At 36.7% G+C, this 21,012-nt stretch carries 20 protein-coding genes and 1 riboswitch; of the genes, 6 read left to right on the forward strand and 14 right to left on the reverse strand.

What is annotated here, in order from left to right; genetic code table 11:
• Nucleotides 1–86 precede the first annotated feature (86 nt).
• The 6 genes from topA (at nt 87) to E7480_03670 (ending at nt 6,281) form a co-directional block, all read left to right on the forward strand.
• Nucleotides 87–2,159 carry a type I DNA topoisomerase gene (gene topA, locus E7480_03645; GenBank protein ID MBE6903682.1) on the forward strand — a complete coding sequence of 691 codons (2,073 nt, stop codon included), beginning with the start codon at nt 87–89 and terminating at the stop codon, nt 2,157–2,159.
• Nucleotides 2,159–3,463, forward strand: coding sequence for a methylenetetrahydrofolate--tRNA-(uracil(54)-C(5))-methyltransferase (FADH(2)-oxidizing) TrmFO (locus E7480_03650; protein MBE6903683.1), 1,305 nt, complete (start codon nt 2,159–2,161; stop codon nt 3,461–3,463). The genes topA and E7480_03650 overlap by 1 nt, the downstream gene beginning before the upstream one ends.
• 109 nt (nt 3,464–3,572) lie before the next feature.
• Nucleotides 3,573–3,698, forward strand: a riboswitch (cobalamin riboswitch).
• 118 nt (nt 3,699–3,816) lie between these two features.
• Nucleotides 3,817–4,233: a DUF4430 domain-containing protein gene (locus E7480_03655; protein ID MBE6903684.1), complete on the forward strand. Its 417-nt coding sequence runs from the start codon at nt 3,817–3,819 to the stop codon at nt 4,231–4,233.
• A complete protein-coding gene (locus E7480_03660; GenBank protein MBE6903685.1) occupies nt 4,208–4,756 on the forward strand; it encodes a hypothetical protein in 549 nt (182 codons plus the stop codon). Before E7480_03655 ends, E7480_03660 begins: the two co-directional genes overlap by 26 nt.
• Before the next feature lie 102 nt (nt 4,757–4,858).
• The gene (locus tag E7480_03665; protein MBE6903686.1) at nt 4,859–5,254 is read left to right on the forward strand and encodes a hypothetical protein; all 396 of its coding nucleotides are present in this window, start codon (nt 4,859–4,861) and stop codon (nt 5,252–5,254) included.
• A 1-nt stretch (nt 5,255) separates the two neighbouring features.
• Nucleotides 5,256–6,281: a hypothetical protein gene (locus tag E7480_03670; GenBank protein MBE6903687.1), complete on the forward strand. Its 1,026-nt coding sequence runs from the start codon at nt 5,256–5,258 to the stop codon at nt 6,279–6,281.
• A gap of 280 nt (nt 6,282–6,561) precedes the next feature.
• Here the strand turns inward: E7480_03670 and argF are convergent, their stop codons facing one another.
• The 14 genes from argF to E7480_03740 form a co-directional block, all read right to left on the reverse strand.
• The gene (argF, locus tag E7480_03675) at nt 6,562–7,485 is read right to left on the reverse strand and encodes an ornithine carbamoyltransferase (GenBank protein MBE6903688.1); all 924 of its coding nucleotides are present in this window, start codon (nt 7,483–7,485) and stop codon (nt 6,562–6,564) included.
• Between the two features lie 32 nt (nt 7,486–7,517).
• Nucleotides 7,518–8,666 carry an aspartate aminotransferase family protein gene (locus tag E7480_03680; GenBank protein MBE6903689.1) on the reverse strand — a complete coding sequence of 383 codons (1,149 nt, stop codon included), beginning with the start codon at nt 8,664–8,666 and terminating at the stop codon, nt 7,518–7,520.
• 17 nt (nt 8,667–8,683) lie between these two features.
• Nucleotides 8,684–9,547: an acetylglutamate kinase gene (argB, locus tag E7480_03685; protein MBE6903690.1), complete on the reverse strand. Its 864-nt coding sequence runs from the start codon at nt 9,545–9,547 to the stop codon at nt 8,684–8,686.
• A gap of 13 nt (nt 9,548–9,560) precedes the next feature.
• Nucleotides 9,561–10,775 (reverse strand): bifunctional glutamate N-acetyltransferase/amino-acid acetyltransferase ArgJ, encoded by a 1,215-nt coding sequence (gene argJ, locus E7480_03690; GenBank protein MBE6903691.1) that lies wholly within the window; start codon nt 10,773–10,775, stop codon nt 9,561–9,563.
• Between the two features lie 15 nt (nt 10,776–10,790).
• Nucleotides 10,791–11,732: an N-acetyl-gamma-glutamyl-phosphate reductase gene (gene argC, locus E7480_03695; GenBank protein ID MBE6903692.1), complete on the reverse strand. Its 942-nt coding sequence runs from the start codon at nt 11,730–11,732 to the stop codon at nt 10,791–10,793.
• Between the two features lie 23 nt (nt 11,733–11,755).
• Nucleotides 11,756–13,138, reverse strand: coding sequence for an argininosuccinate lyase (gene argH / locus E7480_03700; GenBank protein ID MBE6903693.1), 1,383 nt, complete (start codon nt 13,136–13,138; stop codon nt 11,756–11,758).
• Between the two features lie 329 nt (nt 13,139–13,467).
• Nucleotides 13,468–14,676: an argininosuccinate synthase gene (locus E7480_03705; protein ID MBE6903694.1), complete on the reverse strand. Its 1,209-nt coding sequence runs from the start codon at nt 14,674–14,676 to the stop codon at nt 13,468–13,470.
• Between the two features lie 152 nt (nt 14,677–14,828).
• Nucleotides 14,829–15,983 carry an SAM-dependent methyltransferase gene (locus E7480_03710; GenBank protein MBE6903695.1) on the reverse strand — a complete coding sequence of 385 codons (1,155 nt, stop codon included), beginning with the start codon at nt 15,981–15,983 and terminating at the stop codon, nt 14,829–14,831.
• Nucleotides 15,980–17,077: an alanine racemase gene (gene alr, locus E7480_03715; GenBank protein ID MBE6903696.1), complete on the reverse strand. Its 1,098-nt coding sequence runs from the start codon at nt 17,075–17,077 to the stop codon at nt 15,980–15,982. The genes E7480_03710 and alr overlap by 4 nt, the downstream gene beginning before the upstream one ends.
• Nucleotides 17,078–17,146: 69 nt before the next feature.
• Nucleotides 17,147–17,857 carry an HAD family hydrolase gene (locus E7480_03720; protein ID MBE6903697.1) on the reverse strand — a complete coding sequence of 237 codons (711 nt, stop codon included), beginning with the start codon at nt 17,855–17,857 and terminating at the stop codon, nt 17,147–17,149.
• A 5-nt stretch (nt 17,858–17,862) separates the two neighbouring features.
• Nucleotides 17,863–18,717: a ribosome biogenesis GTPase YlqF gene (gene ylqF, locus E7480_03725; protein ID MBE6903698.1), complete on the reverse strand. Its 855-nt coding sequence runs from the start codon at nt 18,715–18,717 to the stop codon at nt 17,863–17,865.
• 8 nt (nt 18,718–18,725) lie between these two features.
• The gene (lepB, locus tag E7480_03730; protein ID MBE6903699.1) at nt 18,726–19,562 is read right to left on the reverse strand and encodes a signal peptidase I; all 837 of its coding nucleotides are present in this window, start codon (nt 19,560–19,562) and stop codon (nt 18,726–18,728) included.
• A gap of 88 nt (nt 19,563–19,650) precedes the next feature.
• Nucleotides 19,651–19,998, reverse strand: a complete 348-nt coding sequence (gene rplS / locus E7480_03735; protein ID MBE6903700.1) for a 50S ribosomal protein L19 — start codon at nt 19,996–19,998, stop codon at nt 19,651–19,653.
• Between the two features lie 411 nt (nt 19,999–20,409).
• A complete protein-coding gene (locus tag E7480_03740) occupies nt 20,410–20,916 on the reverse strand; it encodes a phosphohydrolase (GenBank protein ID MBE6903701.1) in 507 nt (168 codons plus the stop codon).
• Between the last annotated feature and the right edge of the window lie 96 nt (nt 20,917–21,012).

A 21,012-nucleotide genomic window follows, 5' to 3' on the forward strand; every position in this document is an offset into this window, starting at 1 on the left:
ATATTTGTATTTTTTGAAAAAGTATAGTATAATACTCTTCGGCACATTTATATAAATTCAATTTTTACTGTAAGGTGGTAAGTCGGGTGTCAAAAAAGCTTGTAATTGTTGAGTCTCCCGCTAAGGCGAAAACTATAAAAAAATATCTCGGCTCAGGATATGAAGTTACCGCTTCTATGGGTCATGTTCGTGATTTACCGGTTTCTAAAATCGGAGTAGATACGGAAAACGATTTTGAGCCTGCATATATAAATATAAAGGGCAAAGCTCCTCTCATAAATGATTTGAAAAAGGCTGCTAAGGATTGTGACAAAATTTTCCTTGCAACTGACCCTGACCGTGAAGGAGAAGCTATTTCCTGGCATCTTGCATATATTTTAGGTTTAAAAGAAACAGAAGCCAACCGTGTAACCTTTAACGAAATTACTAAAAATGCGGTTAAAGAAGGCATTCGCAATCCCCGCTGTCTTGATAAAAATCTTATAGATGCTCAGCAGGCAAGACGTGTGCTTGACCGTCTTGTCGGCTATAAGCTAAGTCCTTTTTTATGGAGAAAAATCAAAAAAGGTCTCTCTGCAGGACGTGTTCAATCGGTTGCTACCCGTCTTATTGTTGACCGTGAACGAGAAATAAAAGATTTTATACCCGAAGAATTCTGGAGCTTAACAGCAAAATTTCAATCAACTCCCAAAAAATTCTTTACTGCTAAATTTTTTGGAGATACAAAAGGAAAAATTGAGCTTAAAACCGAAGCTCAGACCTTGAAAATAATAGAGGCTCTTAACGGAGCTGAATACTGTGTTGATAGCATAAAAAAAGGTACAAAGCAACGTCAACCCGCACCTCCCTTTATAACCTCTACTCTTCAGCAGGAGGCTTCACGCCGTTTTGGATATCCATCTAAAAAGACTATGAGTATCGCTCAGCAGCTATATGAAGGCGTTAATATAAAGGGAATTGGTCTTACAGGTCTTATAACCTATATGAGAACTGATTCTTTGCGAATTTCCAATGAAGCTTTGGCACAGGCAAAAGCTCATATTTTAAGCACCTACGGACCGAAATATTATCCTTCAAGCACAAGAATTTTTAAAACTAAAAAAGGTGCGCAGGACGCTCACGAAGCTATCCGTCCCTCTGATATAACCCTTACTCCCGATAAGGTTAAGGATAGTCTTACTACTGAACAGCTAAAGCTTTACAAGCTTATTTGGGAACGTTTTCTTTCCAGCCAGATGGCAAATGCTGTTTATGAAACCTTAAGTATTGATATTAAGGCTTACGATTATATTTTTAAAGCAAATGACCAAAAAATTAAATTTAACGGCTTTACTGCTCTATACGAAGAAAAAAGAGACGAGGAAGAGGAAGAAAGCTTTTCAAAGATTCCCAATCTTAACGAAGGAGATATTCTCAATTTCAAAGAGCTTATTCCTGAGCAAAAGTTTACTCAGCCCCCTTCCCGTTACAGCGAAGCTACTCTCATAAAGCGTCTTGAGGAGGACGGTATAGGAAGACCTTCTACCTACGCTCCCACAATTTCAACTATTACTGAAAGAAATTATGTTAAAAAAGAAGGTAAGCTATTATATCCCACATCTTTGGGAGAGGTTACTACTGACCTTATGACCGAGCATTTTCCCGATATTGTTAATATTGAATTTACCGCTAATATGGAAAATGACCTTGACACCATTGAGGACGGTCAGCGTCCTTGGAAAGAGGTTATCAGAGAATTTTATTCACCCTTTGCAAAGACTCTTGAAAATGCTGAAAAGAAGCTTGAAGGTGAATATATTAAAATTCCCGATGAGGTTACTGATATTCCCTGTGATAAATGCGGAAAAATGATGGTTATCAAGCAGGGCCGTTTTGGAAAATTCCTTGCCTGTCCCGGATATCCCGAATGTAAAAATACAAAGCCTCTTGTTAACGAAACCGACGGACTTTGCCCCAAATGCTCTTCTAAAATGCTTCTTAAAAAATCAAGAGCAGGCAAAAAATACTATGCTTGCGAAAAGGGCAAGGAATGCGGCTTTATGACTTGGGAGGTTCCTCTTAAGGAAAAATGTCCCAAATGCGGCTCCTCTCTGTATAAGCCCGCTTTCAGAGGAAGCAAGGCCCATTGTTTAAAGGAAGGCTGCGATTTTAAAAAGTGATGAAAAAAGCTATAGTTATCGGCGCCGGTTTAGCAGGCTGTGAAGCTGCCTGGCGCCTTGCAAATGAAAATATACAGGTTACTCTCTATGAGATGAAGCCTAAGAAAAAAACACCGGCTCACAAAAGCGAAAATTTTTGTGAGCTTGTTTGTTCCAATTCTTTAAGAGGCGCTTCCCTCTCCAATGCTGTAGGACTTTTAAAGGAAGAAATGCGTCGAATAGGCAGTCTTATAATGGAAGCGGCAGATAAAACAGCAGTTCCTGCAGGTGGTGCTCTTGCTGTTGACAGAAATGCTTTTTCCAAATATGTTACTGATAAAATCAGAAATCATAAAAACATTACTGTTATTGAAAAGGAAATAAGAATTCTTGACAGCTACATAGACAAATGCGACATACTTATTATTGCTTCGGGACCTCTCACCTCTACTTCTCTTTCTAAAAGCATTTCAAAGCTTATAGGAGAAGATTATCTTCATTTCTTTGATGCCGCTGCACCTATTGTTATGCGTGACAGTATTGATATGAACAGCGCTTATTTTGCTTCCAGATACGATAAAGGGACTCCTGACTATATAAACTGTCCTATGAACGAAGAGGAATACAACCTCTTTTATGACGAGCTTATAAACGCAAAATCAGCAGAGCTTCACAGCTTTGACAAAAAGCTAAAGGTTTTTGAAGGCTGTATGCCTGTAGAAATTATGGCAAAAAGAGGCAGACAAACCTTACTTTTCGGACCTTTAAAGCCTGTAGGACTTAAGGACCCACGAACAAATAAAGGCCCTTATGCCGTTGTTCAATTGCGTCAGGACAACAGTATAGCGAGCCTTTACAATATAGTAGGTTTTCAGACTCATCTTACCTTCAGCGAACAAAAGCGTGTTTTTTCACTTATTCCTGCTCTTAAAGACGCTCAATTTGTTCGTTACGGAGTTATGCACAAAAACACCTTTCTCAATTCTCCCAAGCTGTTAAACAACGATTACAGCTTAAGAGCAAACAACAAAATATATTTTGCAGGACAAATGACCGGTGTGGAAGGCTATGTAGAGTCTGCCGCTTCGGGACTTGTTGCAGGAATTTCAGCTTCAAAAAGGCTTACTCAGGGTAATTTTACTCCCTTTTCGGAATATACCGCTATAGGAGCGCTTGCAAAATATGTAAGTGACAGCAGTATTGAAAATTTCCAGCCTATGAATATCAATTTCGGTCTTTTGCCCTCTTTGGAGAAAAGAATAAAAGGAAAGAAAGAAAGATACGAAGCTATTGCAGAAATTGCTCTGGAGCATTTAGTACTATAACTTTAGCTATATATCATTAAAGAATATTGTTGACTTATTAAAAAACATATGCTAAAATCTAAAAGTACAGAAGAATAGCCGCAAAACATCGGAATTTATTTCCGTTGTCGGATATATCACATTGACTGATATATTAGGGGATAAGGAAATACGGTGAAAATCCGTAGCAACAGCCATTACCGTAATTGAGCTTGACTCATAAGTCGGAATGCTTATCGTTTTGCGTTTTGCAAATAAGCCCCTTGGGCAATTGAAGGGTAGTGCAAAAACAGTATAATTGTTTTTAAAGCACCCTTTAAGGAGGGTGCTTTTGCGTTATCCTTTCTGTTAAAAATTTGAAAGGAAGTATAAAAATGAAAAATCTTAAGAAAGCACTATTGTTGCTACTTGCAATTTTATGTCTTTTTTCCGCTTGCCAAAGTACTTCAATAGACTACCAAACAGCTGTTTACACCTCGGATACCGAATTAGGTGAAGGCAGTAAAACTGTTACTGTTAAAGTTACAGACGATAAAAACAATACCGTTACTTTCACATTCCACACTGACGCTGAGGTTCTCGGTGATGTACTGCTTGAACATAAAATCATCGCAGGCGAAAACGCTGAATACGGAATGTATATAAAGGCTGTAAACGGTGTACGTGCCGACTATGACAAAGATAAAGCTTATTGGGGCTTTTTCAAAAACGGAGAATATATGATGTCGGGTGTAGATACAACTAAATTCTCAAGCGGGGAAACATATGAGCTCGTCTACACTAAAGAATAAAAAAAGCCGTATTTCAATTCAAGAAATATGTATTTTTTCTATGTTGGGCGCTTTGATGTTTTGCTCCAAAATTATTATGGAGCTTTTACCCAACATACACCTATTAGGTATGCTTACAATGGTATATACCCTTGTATACCGTTCAAAAGCTTTAATCCCCATATATATTTATGTTTTTATAAACGGTCTTTACAGTGGCTTTGCTACTTGGTGGATACCCTATCTCTATATATGGACAATACTTTGGGGAATTACTATGCTTTTGCCAAAAAAAATACCTGATGTAGCCAAAGCAATAATTTATCCTGTTGTCTGCGGCTTGTACGGACTTTTATTCGGAATATTATATGCACCTGCCCAAGCTTTAATGTTCCGTTTGAATTTTGAAGCTATGCTTGCCTGGATTGCCGCAGGATTTTTTACATTTGATATTCTTCATTGTGTAGGAAACTTTTTGGCAGGTCTTCTTATTCTGCCTATGAGCAAGCTTTTGATAAAAATATCAGCACGAGCTATCAAATAATTTAACGGTGCATCACTAAATAATGATGCACCGTTTTTATGCTTGATTTGAAAATAAACATTTGTTATAATTAAATATATAAGTTTATTTGGAAGTGATACATTGAAAATAATTGTCTGTCTTGATGATAATAACGGAATGATGTTTAACAACCGCCGTCAAAGCCGTGATAAAGAGGTTTATTCTGATATTGTAAAAAGCTTTGACAATATTTTAATAAGCCCTTATTCTTTGTCCTTGTTTGCAGATTTCCCTCAAAATGTATCTGTAAGCGAAAATCTTTTGCAGAATGGTTGGTATTTTATTGAAGATACAGATATCTCGTCTTTTCATAACGATATAGAAGAAATTGTTATATACCGCTGGAACAGAGTTTATCCTGCTGACAAGCACTTTGATATTGATTTATCAAAATACTCTTTAAGTGCTTCAAATGAATTTACAGGAAATTCTCACGAAAAAATCACAAAAGAAATTTATACAAGGCAGGTAAATTAAAATGCTCAAAATACACAATAAAATTATCACTTTAATATTGATTACTCTGCTGCTAATCACCTCCTGCGCTTCTCCATCACCTGAGCAAAGCTCAAGCGCTTTAAATGATAGCTCTGCTATTCAATCGCAGGTAGAGTCAGAAAGCTCACAAAATCAATCAGCAGTACAGTCTGAAGCTTCTTCAAGCAGTTCTTATGAAAATTTAGAAAATACCGAAGCCTTACCTGTATACAACGGTTCTCCCTATATAGCAATAAATAATAACATTCCTTCTTTTACAAATGAAGAAAAGAAACAAACATCCTCATTTGAAAATTACAGTCAGCTTGATTCTTTGGGACGTTGCGGTGTTACATACGCCTGTATCGGCAAGGATTTAATGCCTACTGAGGAAAGAGGAAATATCGGAAACATTAAGCCTACAGGCTGGCAAACAGTCAAATACGATTTTGTTGACGGAAAATATTTATATAACCGTTGTCATCTGATAGGATTTCAGTTAACCGCTGAAAACGATAACATAAAAAATCTTATTACAGGTACGAGATATCTTAATATACGAGCAATGTTACCCTTTGAAAATATGGTTGCCGACTATATAAAGGAAACAAACAACCACGTTTTATACCGTGTAACTCCTATTTTCAATAAAAACGAATTGGTAGCACGAGGCGTACAAATGGAAGCCTGGTCTGTTGAAGATAACGGCGATGGCATATGCTTTAATATATACTGCTTCAATGTTCAGCCCGGCGTAGAAATTGACTATTCTACAGGTAAAAGCAAAGCTTCTGAAAGCACTTCTGCTACAACCTCTTCAAATTCTTCAGCTATATCCTCAAATTCATCTTCAAGCAGTAATCCGGTTACTAAAAACTTTGTACTCAACACAAATACTAAAAAATTTCATTATCCCTCATGCAGACACGTATCCTCTATAAAGGCAGAAAACTATTCAACATTTTCAGGCACCAGAGATAATATTATCAAACAAGGATATTCCCCCTGCAGTGTTTGTAAACCTTAGAAAAAAGCAGTCACAAGCTTACAAACTTGCGACTGCTTTTCTTAAGGGAATAGGAAAAATTTTTCAAAATTTTCAAACTTCGACGAAGTCTTGCCCGACGGCGTACAAAGGTACGCCGAGTGGCGAAGTTTTGGAAATAGCAAAATAAGAACCTGACCCGCCTACGCATTGAAAATGCGGGCGGGTACCCCAGAACCTTGTTGTTTTCACAATAAAAAATATCGCATTTGAAATGTGATATTTTTCTTTTTGCGCTTTGAAGAATTTTTACATTCCCTTTTTAACGTTTTTCCATTAACAATACCATAATAGCTTTTTGAACATGAAGTCTGTTTTCTGCCTCGTCAAAAATCTCGTCTGCGTGTGCATCAAAGGCTTCTGCTGTAATTTCTTCGCCCTTATGTGCGGGCAAACAATGGAATACAAGACAGTCTTCCTTTGCTACAGAAAGAGTTTTATCGTTTATCTGATAGCCTGCAAAAAGCTTTTGTCTCTCAGCGGCTTCTTCTTCCTGTCCCATACTTGCCCATACGTCTGTATATAAAACATCTGCATCCTTACAAGCTTCAAGAACGTCATCAGTTACTGTAAGGGTTGCACCCTTTACAGTCTTTGCAAACTCCATAATCTCAGGCGCAGGCTCAACTCCCTTAGGACAAGCAATAGAAATATCCATTCCTGTTTTCAAAGCGCCTACAATAAGAGAGTTACTCATATTGTTCGCTCCGTCACCGATAAAGCACATTTTAAGTCCTGCAAGCTTATTCTTATATTCACGGATTGTCATAAGGTCTGCCAATACCTGACAGGGATGCGCAAAGTCTGTAAGACCGTTAATAATCGGAATACTTGCATATTCTGCGAGAGTTTCAACTTCCTGCTGGTCATATGTTCTTATCATTATTCCGTCAACATATCTTGAAAGAACTCTTGCTGTATCCTCTATGCTTTCTCCTCTTCCAAGCTGAATATCTCTGGGGCTTAAAAACAATGCGTGACCGCCCAATTGCAATATTCCCACTTCAAAAGAAACTCTTGTTCTTGTTGAGCTTTTTTGGAATATCATACCGAGGGTTTTACCTTTTAAATTTCTTTTATGAGTTACGCCCTTTTTTTGCTCATATTTAAGCTGGTCTGCCAAATCTAAAATATTTATTATGTCCTTGCTTGTAAGGTCAAGGAGTTTAAGTAAATCTTTTTTCATTTTTCTTTTTCCTTTCTCGGAATTAATATATTTTAAAGAGTTGACTTAATTATTTCAAGAGCCGTATCTATTTCTTCGTAGCTCACTGTTAATGCGGGCAAAAGTCTGATTGCTGATTTTGCAGTAAGACAAAGCAAGCCTTTATCAATCATTTTAGCCACGATTTCTTTGCTGTCGCCTTTTTTTACATCAAAGCCAATCATCAGGCCTTTACCTCTTATATCGCCCACATTCTCAATTTCCTTGAGCTTGGTCATTATATAGTTACCTTTTTGCTTAACTGCTTCTCCAAAGTCCTCTGCCGTAACTCGTGATATAACCTCTAAAGCGCCTGCACAACAAATGGTATTTGCACCGAAGGTAGAGCCGTGGTCACCCTTGCACATAATATCCTTTAATTCTTCGTTACATAAAAAGGCACCGAAAGGAAGACCGCCGCCCAAGCCCTTTGCCATTGTTACTATGGACGGATTAAAGCCATATTGCTCACTGCACAAAAAGCTTCCTGTTCTCATAACACCGGTTTGTACCTCATCTGCTATTATGAGAATATTTTTCTCTTTACAAAAGCTTTCTAACTCTTTTGCAAAGCCTTCTTCAAGGGGTAATACTCCGCCCTCGCCCTGTATACATTCAACCATAACTGCACATACAGAATCATTATATACACTTTTTAATGACTCCATATTCGCCTGAGCATATAAAAAACCTTCGGGGAAAGGACCGAAATTCTTATGGAAGGTATCCTGTCCTGTAGCTGTTAGAGTTGCTATTGTTCTTCCGTGAAAGGAATTTTTAAGAGTAATTATAGTTGTTCTGCCTGTCTGTGCTCCATATTTACGGGCAAGCTTTATTGCTCCTTCATTTGCTTCGGCACCGCTGTTACAGAAGAAAACTCTTGACATTGAGGTTAGCTGTGTAAGCTTCTGAGCAAGCTCTGCCATAACGGGATTATAATATAAGTTAGAAATATGTCCCATTTGAGAAGCTTGCTTGGAAACAGCATTTACCCAGCCTTCGTCACAGTGTCCCAAGCAGGTAACTCCTATTCCGCTGCCGAAATCCAAATATTCTTTACCGTTTTCGTCCCAAAGCTTTGTTCCCTTACCTTTGCAAAAGCTGACATTAAAACGGCCGTATGTATTCATTATATAATTATTGTCTTTTTCAAAAGTAGTCATTATTTATAGCCCCTTGTTTAACGCCTTATCATAGTTCCGATACCTTTATCGGAAAGAATTTCAATTAAGATTGAATGTTCAAGTCTGCCGTCGATTATTACTGCTTTTTTAACACCGTCTCTTACAGCATCTATACAGCAATCAACTTTAGGAATCATTCCGCCTTTTATAACATCGTCTGCAATAAGAGATTTAAGCTCTGAAATTCTTACCTCTTCAATGAGAGAGCTTTCATCGTTAGGGTCACGCATAAGACCTTTTATATCTGTTAAAAGAATAAGATTTTCTGCACCTATTGCAGATGCAATTTTAGCCGCTGCAGTATCGGCATTGATATTATATGCCTGACCGTTTTTATCTGCCGCTACGGTTGCTATAATGGGAATATAATCATTTTCAAGTAAATCATTTATAGTCTTTGCATTTGCGCTTACAAGCTCACCTACAAGACCGTAATCGTTTATTCCGTCATCAAGCTTTTCAGCCACAAGCAAGCCGTTATCAAGACCGCAAAGACCTATTCCCTTGCCCCCTGCTTTTTTTATAAGCTCTGATAAATCCTTATTTACTTTGCCGCACAATACCATCTGAACAATTTCCATTGTTTCTTCATCGGTATAGCGAAGTCCGTTTACAAAACGGCTTTCCTTACCTATCTTTTTAAGCATATCGGAAATTTCAGGACCTCCGCCGTGCACAAGAACAACACGTATTCCTACGCAGGTAAGAAGAACGATATCCGATATAACAGAATTTTTCAGCTGTTCATTTATCATAGCGTTGCCGCCGTATTTTATTACTATTGTTTTGCCCCTGTATTTTTGAATATTAGGAAGCGCTTGTGCCAATATTTGAGCTTGATATGAATAATCCATTTTTATTTCCTTTCTGATATCAAGTACGATAATCTCCGTTTATTTTTACATAATCATAGGTAAGGTCACAGCCCCATGCTTTAGCCTGGCAATCACCTTCGTTTAAATTAACGGATATTATTATTTCCTTTTCAAGCAAAATTTCTTTTGCCTTATCTTCGTCAAAATCTACGCCTGAGCCGTTTTTACAAACTAAGATTTCACCTTTTTCAGATATAAATGAAACATCTGTTTTTGTAATATCAGTATCAAAGGGTGCATAGCCTATTGCACAAAGTACACGGCCCCAGTTTGCATCTGCGCCGAACATAGCTGCTTTTACAAGACTTGAAGATATAACTGACTTTGCAGCAATTTTTGCATCCTTTACATCCTTAGCGCCAATTACGCTGCACTCTAAAAGCTTTGTAGCGCCTTCGCCGTCTGCCGCCATTTTCTTTGCAAGGTTAATACATACAAATTTTAAAGCATCTGCAAAAATTTCAAAATCTTCATTTTCTGTATCTATAAGCAAATTGCCCGCACAAGCATTTGCCATAACGCTTACCATATCGTTAGTTGAAGTATCTCCGTCAACGCTTATCATATTGAAGCTGTCGCCAACTGCTCTTTTTAAAGCCTTTTGAAGCATTTTTGAGCTGATTGCACAGTCGCTTGTAATAAAGCAAAGCATTGTTGCCATATTGGGATTTATCATTCCGCTTCCCTTGGCAATACCTCCTATTCTTACAGGCACGTCGTCAATCATAACCTCAACAGCGATTTCCTTTTCTTTTAAATCAGTTGTCATTATAGCTGTTGCCGCATCTATTCCCTTTTCTTCTGACATTTCTTCAATAAGCTTAGGAATACCGTCAATTATTGCCTGAGAATTTAAAGGCTGTCCTATAACACCTGTAGAAGCTATTATAATGTCTGACGGAAAGACATCAAGCTTATCAGCAAGAGCCTTACATATTTTTTTTGCAACCTCTACTCCGTCTGCATTACAGGTATTGGCATTTCCGCTGTTACAAATAACAACGTTTGCAACGCCGTCCTGTAAATTTTCCTGTGTTACCAAAATAGGAGCGCCTTTAACCTTATTCTGTGTATAACAAGCAGCTGCCTGACAAAGCTTTTTGGAATAGATAAGCGCTAAATCCTTTTTCTCTTTATTTTTGCGAATTCCGCAATATACTCCAGACGCTTGAAAGCCCTTTGGAGCTGTTACATTTCCTTGTATTATTTCCATTTAATTTAAACTCCTTTATAGAGAGATTTTTTCATCTAAGCCTAATGCAATATTCATATTTTGAACAGCAGCTCCTGAAGCTCCTTTTCCCAAATTATCAAGTCTGGAAACCACAAGAGTCTGACTTTCATTACCAAAAACAAATATATCAAGAAAGTTTGTACCGTTACACTCTGTAGCAGGTAAAAATCCGTTTTCGAGAGCCTCTTTTCCTCCAAAAGGCATAACCCGTACAAAATATTCGTTTTTATAATATTCTTTATAAAAGCCGTGAATTTCTTCAGCTGTCATTTTCTTATTTAAAAGCCTGTTTACAATGGGAATTGATACTAACATACCGTTATAAATTTTACTTACTATCGGAGTAAACACAGGCGCATTTTCAAGAGAGCAGACCTTACTCATTTCAGGCAAATGCTTATGTGTCAGATTAAGAGAATAAAATCTCGGACTGCACATACTTTCCTTTTGTCCGTTCTCATTATAATCCGCAATCATTGATTTTCCACCGCCGCTGTAGCCTGTTATTGAGCTTGCGGTAACAGGATAGTCTTTACCCATTATTCCCGACGCTGTCAATGGATATACTGCCGCACAAAAGCCCGATGCATGACAGCCGGGATTTGCTATTCTTTTTGAAGTTTTTATTTTATTTCTGAATTCAGGTGACAGCTCTGCAAAGCCGTATGCAAAGCTTTCATTTGTTCTGTGGGCAGTGCTTGCATCTATAATAATTGTATTTTCATTTTCACACAGAGCAACAGATGCCTTTGCCGCTTCGTCAGGTAAGCAAAGAATTGTTACATCTGACTTATTGATAGCTTCTTTTTTTGCACGTTCGTCTTTTCTCAGTTCGTCAGGTAATACTATCAGCTCTATATCATTTCTTTTTTCTAATCTTTGCAAAATCTGAAGGCCTGTTGTTCCCGCGCTTCCGTCCACAAATACTTTATACATTAAAATCACCCGTAATTATTTGCTTAAATTTCAAATTCTTCAATGAAATTTTCAAGATTTTCAATCTGTATTTTCTGAGCCTGCTGTGCAGGTCCGCCGTAAACTCCCCTGCCGTTTACACAAGTTTCAATGCTGATTGCCTCATAAATATCTTTTTCAAAAACAGGGCAAACAACTTTATACTCTTCAAGGGAAAGAGTTTCAAGATTTTTCTTATTTTGAATACAGTAAGCCACAAGGCTTCCTACAATTTTATAAGCATCTCTGAATGCCATACCGTGCTTAACAAGATAATCTGCACAGTCGGTGGCATTGATAAATCCGTCCTGAGCCGCTTTTTTAAGATTTTCTTTTTTTACTGTCATTGTATCAATCATCGGTGCAAATACTTCAAGACAAAGCTTTACTGTATCAACTGCATCGAAAATTGCTTCCTTATCCTCTTGCATATCCTTGTTGTATGACAGAGGCAAGCCCTTCATCATAGTTAAAAGAGTTATCAAAGAGCCGTAAACACGGCCTGTTTTTCCTCTTACAAGCTCGGGAATATCAGGATTTTTCTTCTGAGGCATAATTGATGAGCCTGTAGAATAAGCATCGTCAAGCTCGATAAAGGAAAATTCGTGACTACACCACAAAATAATCTCTTCGCTGAATCTTGAAAGATGCATCATAAGTATAGAAAGAGCAGAAGAAAGCTCAATAACAAAATCTCTGTCGGAAACACTGTCCATTGAGTTTTCCGTAACAGCTTCAAAGCCTAAAAGCTCACAAACACGCTGTCTGTTTATATCATATGTGGTAGTTGCGAGAGCACCGCTGCCCAAAGGCATCATACTTGTTCTTTTATAGCAGTCCTTAAGGCGCTCCAAATCACGTCTTAACATTTGAGCGTATGCCATTATAGCGTGAGAAAAGGTAACAGGCTGCGCTCTTTGCAAATGAGTATATCCGCTCATAACAGAATCGGTATTCTCTTTTGCTTTATTTATTATTGCTTTTTCAAGCTCGCAAACAAGCTTTGCAATTTCTTTTATTTCTTTTCTTAAATTCAAACGGATATCAAGAGCTACCTGGTCATTTCTGCTTCTTGCAGTGTGAAGCTTTTTGCCTGTATCTCCTATTTTTTGGGTAAGCAAAACCTCGATATTCATATGAATATCTTCGCTGTCTGCCGAAAGGCACGCTGTTGAATTTTCTATTTCCTGCTCAATTTCTTTTAAAGCTGTAACAATGGCATCCTTTTCTTCCGCAGTAATTATTCCGCACTCGCTGAGCATTGTACTGTGCGCAATACTTCCTTCAATATCCTCCTTATACATTCTTGCATCAAAAGCTATTGAAGAATTAAAATCATTTACCTTTTTATCTGTCTGCTTTAAAAAACGACCTGCCCAAAGCTTCATTTATAATCATGCCTTTCAATAATATACTACGACAGGGGCTGTAAAAAAACGAAAGTTTTTTACAGCCCCTTTTTAGGGGATAGGAAAAAATGTGCAGAATATGTCAATTTCGCGAAAACAAGGATTTGTTGTCGGTTACCCGACGGCGTACAGAGGTACGTCGAGGGCGAAATTGACATATAGCATAAAACGTATATTTCTTAAAAGAATTAGCAAAAAGATGTTTTTCTGTTAATTTTTGCTCTTTTTTCAAGAGATGATAGTATATAATCCTTTTATTTACTTGTTTTATGCGCTCTGCGCTTTTTTTACATCCCCCTTTTTTATTTTTAGTTATTTCCTATTTTCTTTGCTCTTACCTTGAGGGGTAATCCAAACAGATTGATAAAGCCTTCTGCATCATTCTGATTGTAAACCTCATCCTCATCAAAGGTAGCAATTTCTTCATCGTATAAGGAATAAGGACTTGTAACTCCTGCTGTAATGATATTTCCTTTGTAAAGCTTAAGCTTAACAGAGCCTGTTACTGTTTCCTGTGTTTTATCAACAAAAGCGCTGAGAGCTTCACGTAAAGGAGTATACCACTGACCGAAATAAACGATATCGGCAAACTTAAGAGCTATACCCTGCTTGTAGTGCATTGTTTCTCTGTCAAGACAAAGGGTTTCCAAAACTTCGTGAGCTGCATAAAGAATTGTTCCGCCGGGAGTTTCGTATACGCCTCTTGATTTCATACCGACAAGACGGTTTTCCACTAAGTCAACTATTCCTATGCCGTTTTCTCCGCCTAATTTATTAAGGATTTTGATTATTTCAACGCTGTCTGTCTTCTTACCGTCAATAGCAACAGGAACGCCTTTTTCAAAATCTATTGTAACATATGTAGCTTTGTCGGGAGCTTTTTGAGGAGAAACGCCCAATTCCAGAATTTTATCGTAATCGGGCTCATTTGCAGGGTCCTCAAGGTCAAGACCTTCGTGAGAAAGATGCCAAAGGTTCATATCCTTTGAATAATTTGTTTCACGGCTTATATTAAGAGGAATATTTCTTGCCTCTGCATAGTCAATTTCCTCGTCACGTGATTTGATATCCCAAATTCTCCAAGGAGCAATAATATCCATATCGGGAGCAAAAGCTTTTATTGCAAGCTCGAAACGAACCTGGTCATTGCCCTTACCTGTGCAACCGTGACATATAGCATCTGCGCCCTCTTTCTTAGCTATTTCAACTATTCTTTTAGCTATTATGGGACGAGCAAAGGAAGTACCTAAAAGATATTTACCCTCATATACAGCACCCGCTTTAAGTGTGGGGAAAATATATTCATCAACAAATTCCTTTGTTAAATCTTCTATATATAATTTTGAAGCACCTGTTTTAATTGCTTTTTCTTCAAGTCCTGAAAGCTCTTTACCCTGTCCTACATCGGCAGCAACTGCGATAACCTCACAGCCGTAATTTTCCTTAAGCCACGGAATAATGATAGATGTATCAAGACCGCCTGAATAAGCTAAAACAACTTTTTTATAATTTTTCATTTTTATAAATCTCCTTTGAAATCATATAACACTAATAATTATACACATTTTTTTATATATTGCAAGCCTTTTTTAAATCTTTGTATAACTTAACACACAAATACAACATATACGAGAAATATTTATATTTATGCACAATTTTGCATATTTATTCATTTATGCAGAATTTTTGCAAGTTTTTTCTCAAGGTAAAAGTCTATATCGAGACTATCAATATAATTTTTATATAGTTCATATGCTTTTTTGCGTGAATTTACGGTACTTTCGCTCTTTACTGCTTTTATAAGAATGTTTTTAGGAGTATGCTCACTGTCGATAAATTCACATACTGTTGTTTTATAGCCTATACATTCAAGAAGCTGTGCTCTCAAAGAGTCGGTTATAAGGCTTGAAAGCTTTTCTTTTATTATGCCGTGCTTTGTCAGAAGCGGCATATATTCTTTAGGAAGCTTTGAATTGATTTCGTGCTGACAGCAAGGTACCGCCAAAATAACCTTGGCTCCGCAATCAATAGCTTTTACTATTGAATCATCGGTAGCATTATCGCAAGCGTGCAGTGAAATTACTATATCGGCTTTAGTTCCCTCATAATCGGAAATAAATCCGTTTTTAAACTTCAGATTTTCGTAGCCTAACTCCTCAGCTGTCCTTGTGCAAAACTCAATTACGTCATCTTTTATATCGAGGCCTGTAATTGAAACCGTAAAGTTCCTTACCTTTACAAGATAATAATAGAGTGCAAAGGTAAGATATGCCTTACCGCAGCCAAAGTCCACTATTTCAAGCTTTTCTTTACCGAATTCGTCGGTTATAACGCTTTCTATAAGCTCTAAATATTTATTTATCTGACGGAATTTATCATATTTTGAGCTGATTACCTTGCCTTGACTATTCATTACACCCAAACGCACAAGAAAGTCTACTGGTGTACCCTCTTGCAATATATAGCTTTTTTGTTTGTTATGAGTTTTGATATCCTTTACTTTTTTAGTGGGTGCTGATTTTTTGATTTTCAACTTTTGATAATATGTAATATGATAGTCATTTTCCGCTGTAAAAAGAACAAGCTGATTATAGTCCTTCTCAAGCAAAAATGAAATTTTTTCTGCCGTATCTTCAATACTGCAATTTTCGTGCTTTACCTTCTTTTGCTCAAAAAAGCTGAACTGATAAAAAATATCGCCGTTTTTATTTTCAAAAGGAACTATTTTTACATTTTTATAAAGTGTATCACTTGTCTTTTTTATCTCGCTCATTGTTGCAAAAGCAAGACCTTCAAGAAGTATTTCCTTTATTTTTTCAATCATATATAATCCCTTTCAACAGATGAGTTAATAAACATCGGATTTACATTGAAATAGCACTTATCCCCTGCTTTACAGGGAATATCCGTAACATCTAAGACTAAGCTTGTCATAAACGGGCGGGCAAGAATATACACTTTTTTATCATTTATTTTACAGGATATTCTTGATTTTTTACTGAGTAATAAATCACTCTTTACATATCTTAATTTATCTATAAATCTGAATAAACCCTTTGCCTTTTCAAGACCTATTCCGTCAGAGGTGCCTACAGGAACAACTGCAATTGTAGCATTTTTCTTAAGCTTAAAGGCATTTCCGTAGCCTACATTACAGCCGCTATCAAGGTTTTTAATCTCCTGTATCGTACATTCAAGAGTTCCGACAGGTGAAAGACCCTTTCCCTTTAAAACTCTTCCTGTAAGTACAGAGCCCACTCTCACCGCATCAAGACGCATGTCATCAAATCTGAAAAGTCCGTTTGAATTTAAAATATGCTTACAGGGTATTTCAATTCCGCTGTTTTTCAAAAATTCAACCATTTGATTAAAGACATCAAACTGTTTCTGAGAATATGCTTTTTTTCCAAAGGCTGTTGACAAGTGCGTAAAAATTCCCGTAATTTTCAAATTTGTCAGGTTTAAAACTGCGGCAGTCAAATCGTTTATGTCTGAAGGTAAAAAGCCGTATCTTCCTATACCTGTATCAAGAGCTATGTGAGCGTTTAATGTTACTCCGTCCCGTCTTAAAGCTCCGTCTAAAGCAAGCATAGCGCCTAAAGAGCCTACTGTTGCTGTCAAATGATTATCTATCAAAGTCTGAATTTCTTGTTCAACAGAGGTTGAGCACATAACAAGTATTTCACTGTCTATTCCGTTTTGACGAAGCTCCACTGCTTCCTCAATTCTTGATACCGCAAAAGAACTTTCTGAATTTTTGAGAAGCACTCTTGCTGTTTCCACTGCGCCCATTCCATAGGCATTACCCTTAAGTACCCAATATATTTTTGAGTCCTTGGCATATTTTTTAACTATTTTTATATTTTCCTCAATTTTTTTCGTATCAATAATCAATCTTGTCATTTTCAACTTCCCCATTATACATAATATAAAAAACTGCCGTACGCTAAAACAAAAGCCGTACAGACAGTAATTTAAAAACGGTATTTATACGGCAAAATCCAAACCGCATATATATTTTTCAAACTGAGCAAAATTTCCGTTGGGAATATTATCAAAGCTTTCGTTTAGAGGATTTTCAATAAAATCGGTTATAAGGTACACCTGTGTTCCCAATTTTTTTACACACATATCCTCTAAAACATTATTTCCAACCATAAGACATTCTTCGGGCTTTTTGCCTATTTTTCCAAAAATTCTTTTATAATACTTAAGATTAGGCTTACAGCAATATGAGTTGTCGTATGTTGTTATATATATAAAATCCTCTGGTGTAAGATTGACCCAATTAAGACGTGATTCAACACCTGACATCGGAAAAAGAGGATTTGTGGCAAGCACTAAGCTGTACCCTTTTTCTTTCAGAGTATCAAACATCTGACGAAAATCTCTTTTTTCTTTGAGAATTCCCTTTGTAAGATTAAATTCATTTTTATAAAAGCTATCAAAAATTTCATAAAGCTTACTGTCAGGCTTACTTTTATTTATAAAGCTTTGCCAGAAAACCTCTTCGTTGGTCTTCTGGCTGTCATTCTCCATCATTTTACCTACAGATTTCCAACTTTCTTTTATGAAGCTTTCTTTATCAAAGCCTAAGCTTTCCATTTTATCTGCAAGTCTTCCGAAATAATCCTTTATAAAATCTTCAAGAGCTACGGGAACAAGAGTCCCGTCCAAATCAAATAAAATTGTATTCATAATTTCTAAATATCCTCAGGGCTTTCCAAAGATATAGCGCCCAATTTACCTGCCCTATATTCATCTATAACTATAATTGCGGCTCTCTCTGTATCAAGCTCTCCGCCCGAAATTAAAAAGCCTCTCTTTTTAGCTACAAGCTTTAGAAGCTCGTATCCGTCTGTAATATCGGTAGCTATTTTATATCGCTCTTGCAATTTTTCTTTATAATTAGTATTTAAAACGCTTAAAAGCTGACACGCCAACTCTTCAATATCAAGAATCTGGTCTCTTACAGCACCTGTTAAAGCAAGATTTATACCTGTTTGCGAGTCGTCAATTTTGGGCCATAGTATTCCGGGCATATCAAGAAGGTCTGCCCCCTGAATACTCACCCACTGCTTTCCTCTGGTAACACCCGGCTTATCCTGTGCTTTTGCCACTTTAGCTCCTGCAAGGGCATTTATAAATGTGGATTTTCCAACATTGGGTACGCCTAAAATCATTATTCTGATAGGCTTTCCCGTCATTCCGCGGCTGTTTTTTCTCTCCTCTTCCTCGCAAAGAACCTCTTTGATTTTAGCAAGAAAATCAGATACTCCTTTTTTTTGCTTACTGTCAGCACATATTGCGCATATACCCTGAGAGGTATAATATTTCTGCCACTTCTTTGTGGTTTGTAAATCCGCAATATCGGATTTATTTAAAACTACTATTCTTTTTTTAGATTTAAGAAGATTGTCAAAATCGGGATTTCTTGAGCTTTTGGGAATACGGGCATCTACTATTTCGGCAACAATATCAACAAGCTTAAGATTTTCTTCTATAAGCCGTCTTGTTTTTGCCATATGACCCGGATACCAGTTAATATTATCTATCATTTTTACACCTAATTGATAAATCCTATTTTATTGAAGGGATATACACGGTAAACAACTCTGCCTAAAATAGAGCGCACATCTACAGTTCCTACTCTTGTATCTCGGCTGTCCATAGAGTCATTTCTATTGTCTCCCATAACAAACACGTGGCCTTCAGGCACTGTCAAAGGATATTTCTGGTCGCCTTTTCTTAAAATAGCCTCTTTAATATAAGGCTCTTCGATTTCTTCTCCGTTTATAAACACTGCTTTTTTATCTATATCTACAACTACAGTCTGACCCTCAGTAGCAATTATTCTTTTTACAAAAGGTCTGTTTTCATTACCCGCCATATCGGGAATAAATACTACTACATCATTTGTCTTAGGTGTATACAGAAAATTTGAAAGAATTACTCTTTCGCCGTTATGCAAGGTGTTTTCCATAGAAGGACCGTCAACCATTACAACTCTGAAAACAAACGTAAACAGCAAAACAACACATACAACAGAAATTGCAATAGACTCTACCCATTCAAAAATTTCTGTTGACATACCCTTGGAATGCTTCTCCTTCGATGTCACGCTATGAGCCTTATAATCATCGTATTGCTCATCCTCTTCGTCAAATTCAAAATCATCACTTTGATAATTGTAAGTGTTTTCTTCGAAAGCTTCATCTTCCTGCACGTCTTCAAAATCGAGAAAATCCTCTGCTTCCCGAGGTTGCTCTTCAGCTTGCTCCGCTACTGCTTTTTCTGACATCTTACTTATCAAAGAGTCCATTTCAGAGTCAGCCTCTCTTTTTTCTATATCATTTAAAATTTTATTTATTTCGTCATAATTGAAATTGTTTTTATCGCTCATAGCTATCCCTACCTTGCAATAGATATTCTAAAAAGAGAAAAACCCGCAAATAAAAAGCTAAAAGCTTTTTATCTACAGGTTTTATAAGTTACTGTATTAATTCTTTAACCTTAGCAGCCTTACCAACTCTGTCACGCAGATAATAAAGCTTTGCTCTGCGAACTTTACCTTTTCTTACAGTTTCTATTTTCTCAATTTTCGGGGAATGAATCGGGAAGGTTCTCTCAACGCCTACGCCGCTGGCAATACGTCTTACTGTAAATGTTTCAGAAACGCCGCCGCCCTTACGTGCAATAATTGTTCCTTCAAATACCTGAATTCTTTCTCTGTTTCCCTCTTTGATTTTGACATGAACTCTGACAGTGTTACCAATAACTATCTGTGAAAGATCATTCTTAATCTGCTCGCTTGTAAAGCTTCTGATAATATCTTGCATTATCTCTTCCTCCATATTCTTAGGACATTCATGCCGAGCAGGGCAGAGGACTATCCGCATTTAGAACAATAATAACACATTTAAATCAAAATAGCAAGCATTATTTTTAATTTTCTGAAAAAATTTTTTCAACATTAAAAAAAAGCTGGTTAAGGCATCAAAAATCTTTAATTTTTAACGTGTCATAGTATCAATGACGTTATCCATAACATCAAAGGCTTTATGCGCTTTTTTTCTGACTATGCGCTTTGCTTTGGGGTTCATTTTCATAGCCGCTGCCATAGCACCGCCGATTGCTATACCTGCCATCATTCCCTTGGCAAATCCTGCAATACCTCTCATAATATCATATCCTTTCTTTAAATCTGTCCTTTTTATTTTTTCAAAAATTTATAATATTATGTGTTTCAATCAGCAGGCAGAGTAAGGAAATACACTTATTTTCTTTAATCTTCTTTCAAAAATTTTTGCATACATTCCGCAAACCTCAAAAACAGCGCAAATATTGTCTGCAAAATTTACGATAAAGCTTTCTTTATATTTTGGCATTTTAAAGGTTAATGGCCACATATGACTTAATATAATATCCTTTTCTTTTTCGTTGATTTCAAAATATTTTATTGAATTATTGTATGCATTTGTAGGGTGCATTCTTAAATGTGCAAAAGCGTTTTCGGGACGCTCACGCCAATTATACAACGTAAAATCGTGTAGCATCGCTCCCCTTATCAAAGAACGAAAATCAACTTTTATTTTAAATTTTTTACAAAACCAAAAGCTTATATATGCAACAAGAACACTATGTTCAAGACAAGAAACCGAACAGTGCTGCTGATAGTTATCCATAAGACTGATTTTTTCGCAGTCGAAAATTTCATCAATACATTTTTTAAAAAATTCTCTGTCTTCTTTTTTCAATAATATAGCCTCCTTTTTTCTTTGCTTTTAATATTATATTCGTACAAATACCAAAATCAATACATTTAACGGAAAATTAACGACTTTGTAAACATT

The sequence above is a fragment of the Oscillospiraceae bacterium genome (assembly GCA_015067255.1).
Taxonomy (GTDB): domain Bacteria; phylum Bacillota; class Clostridia; order Oscillospirales; family SIG519; genus SIG519.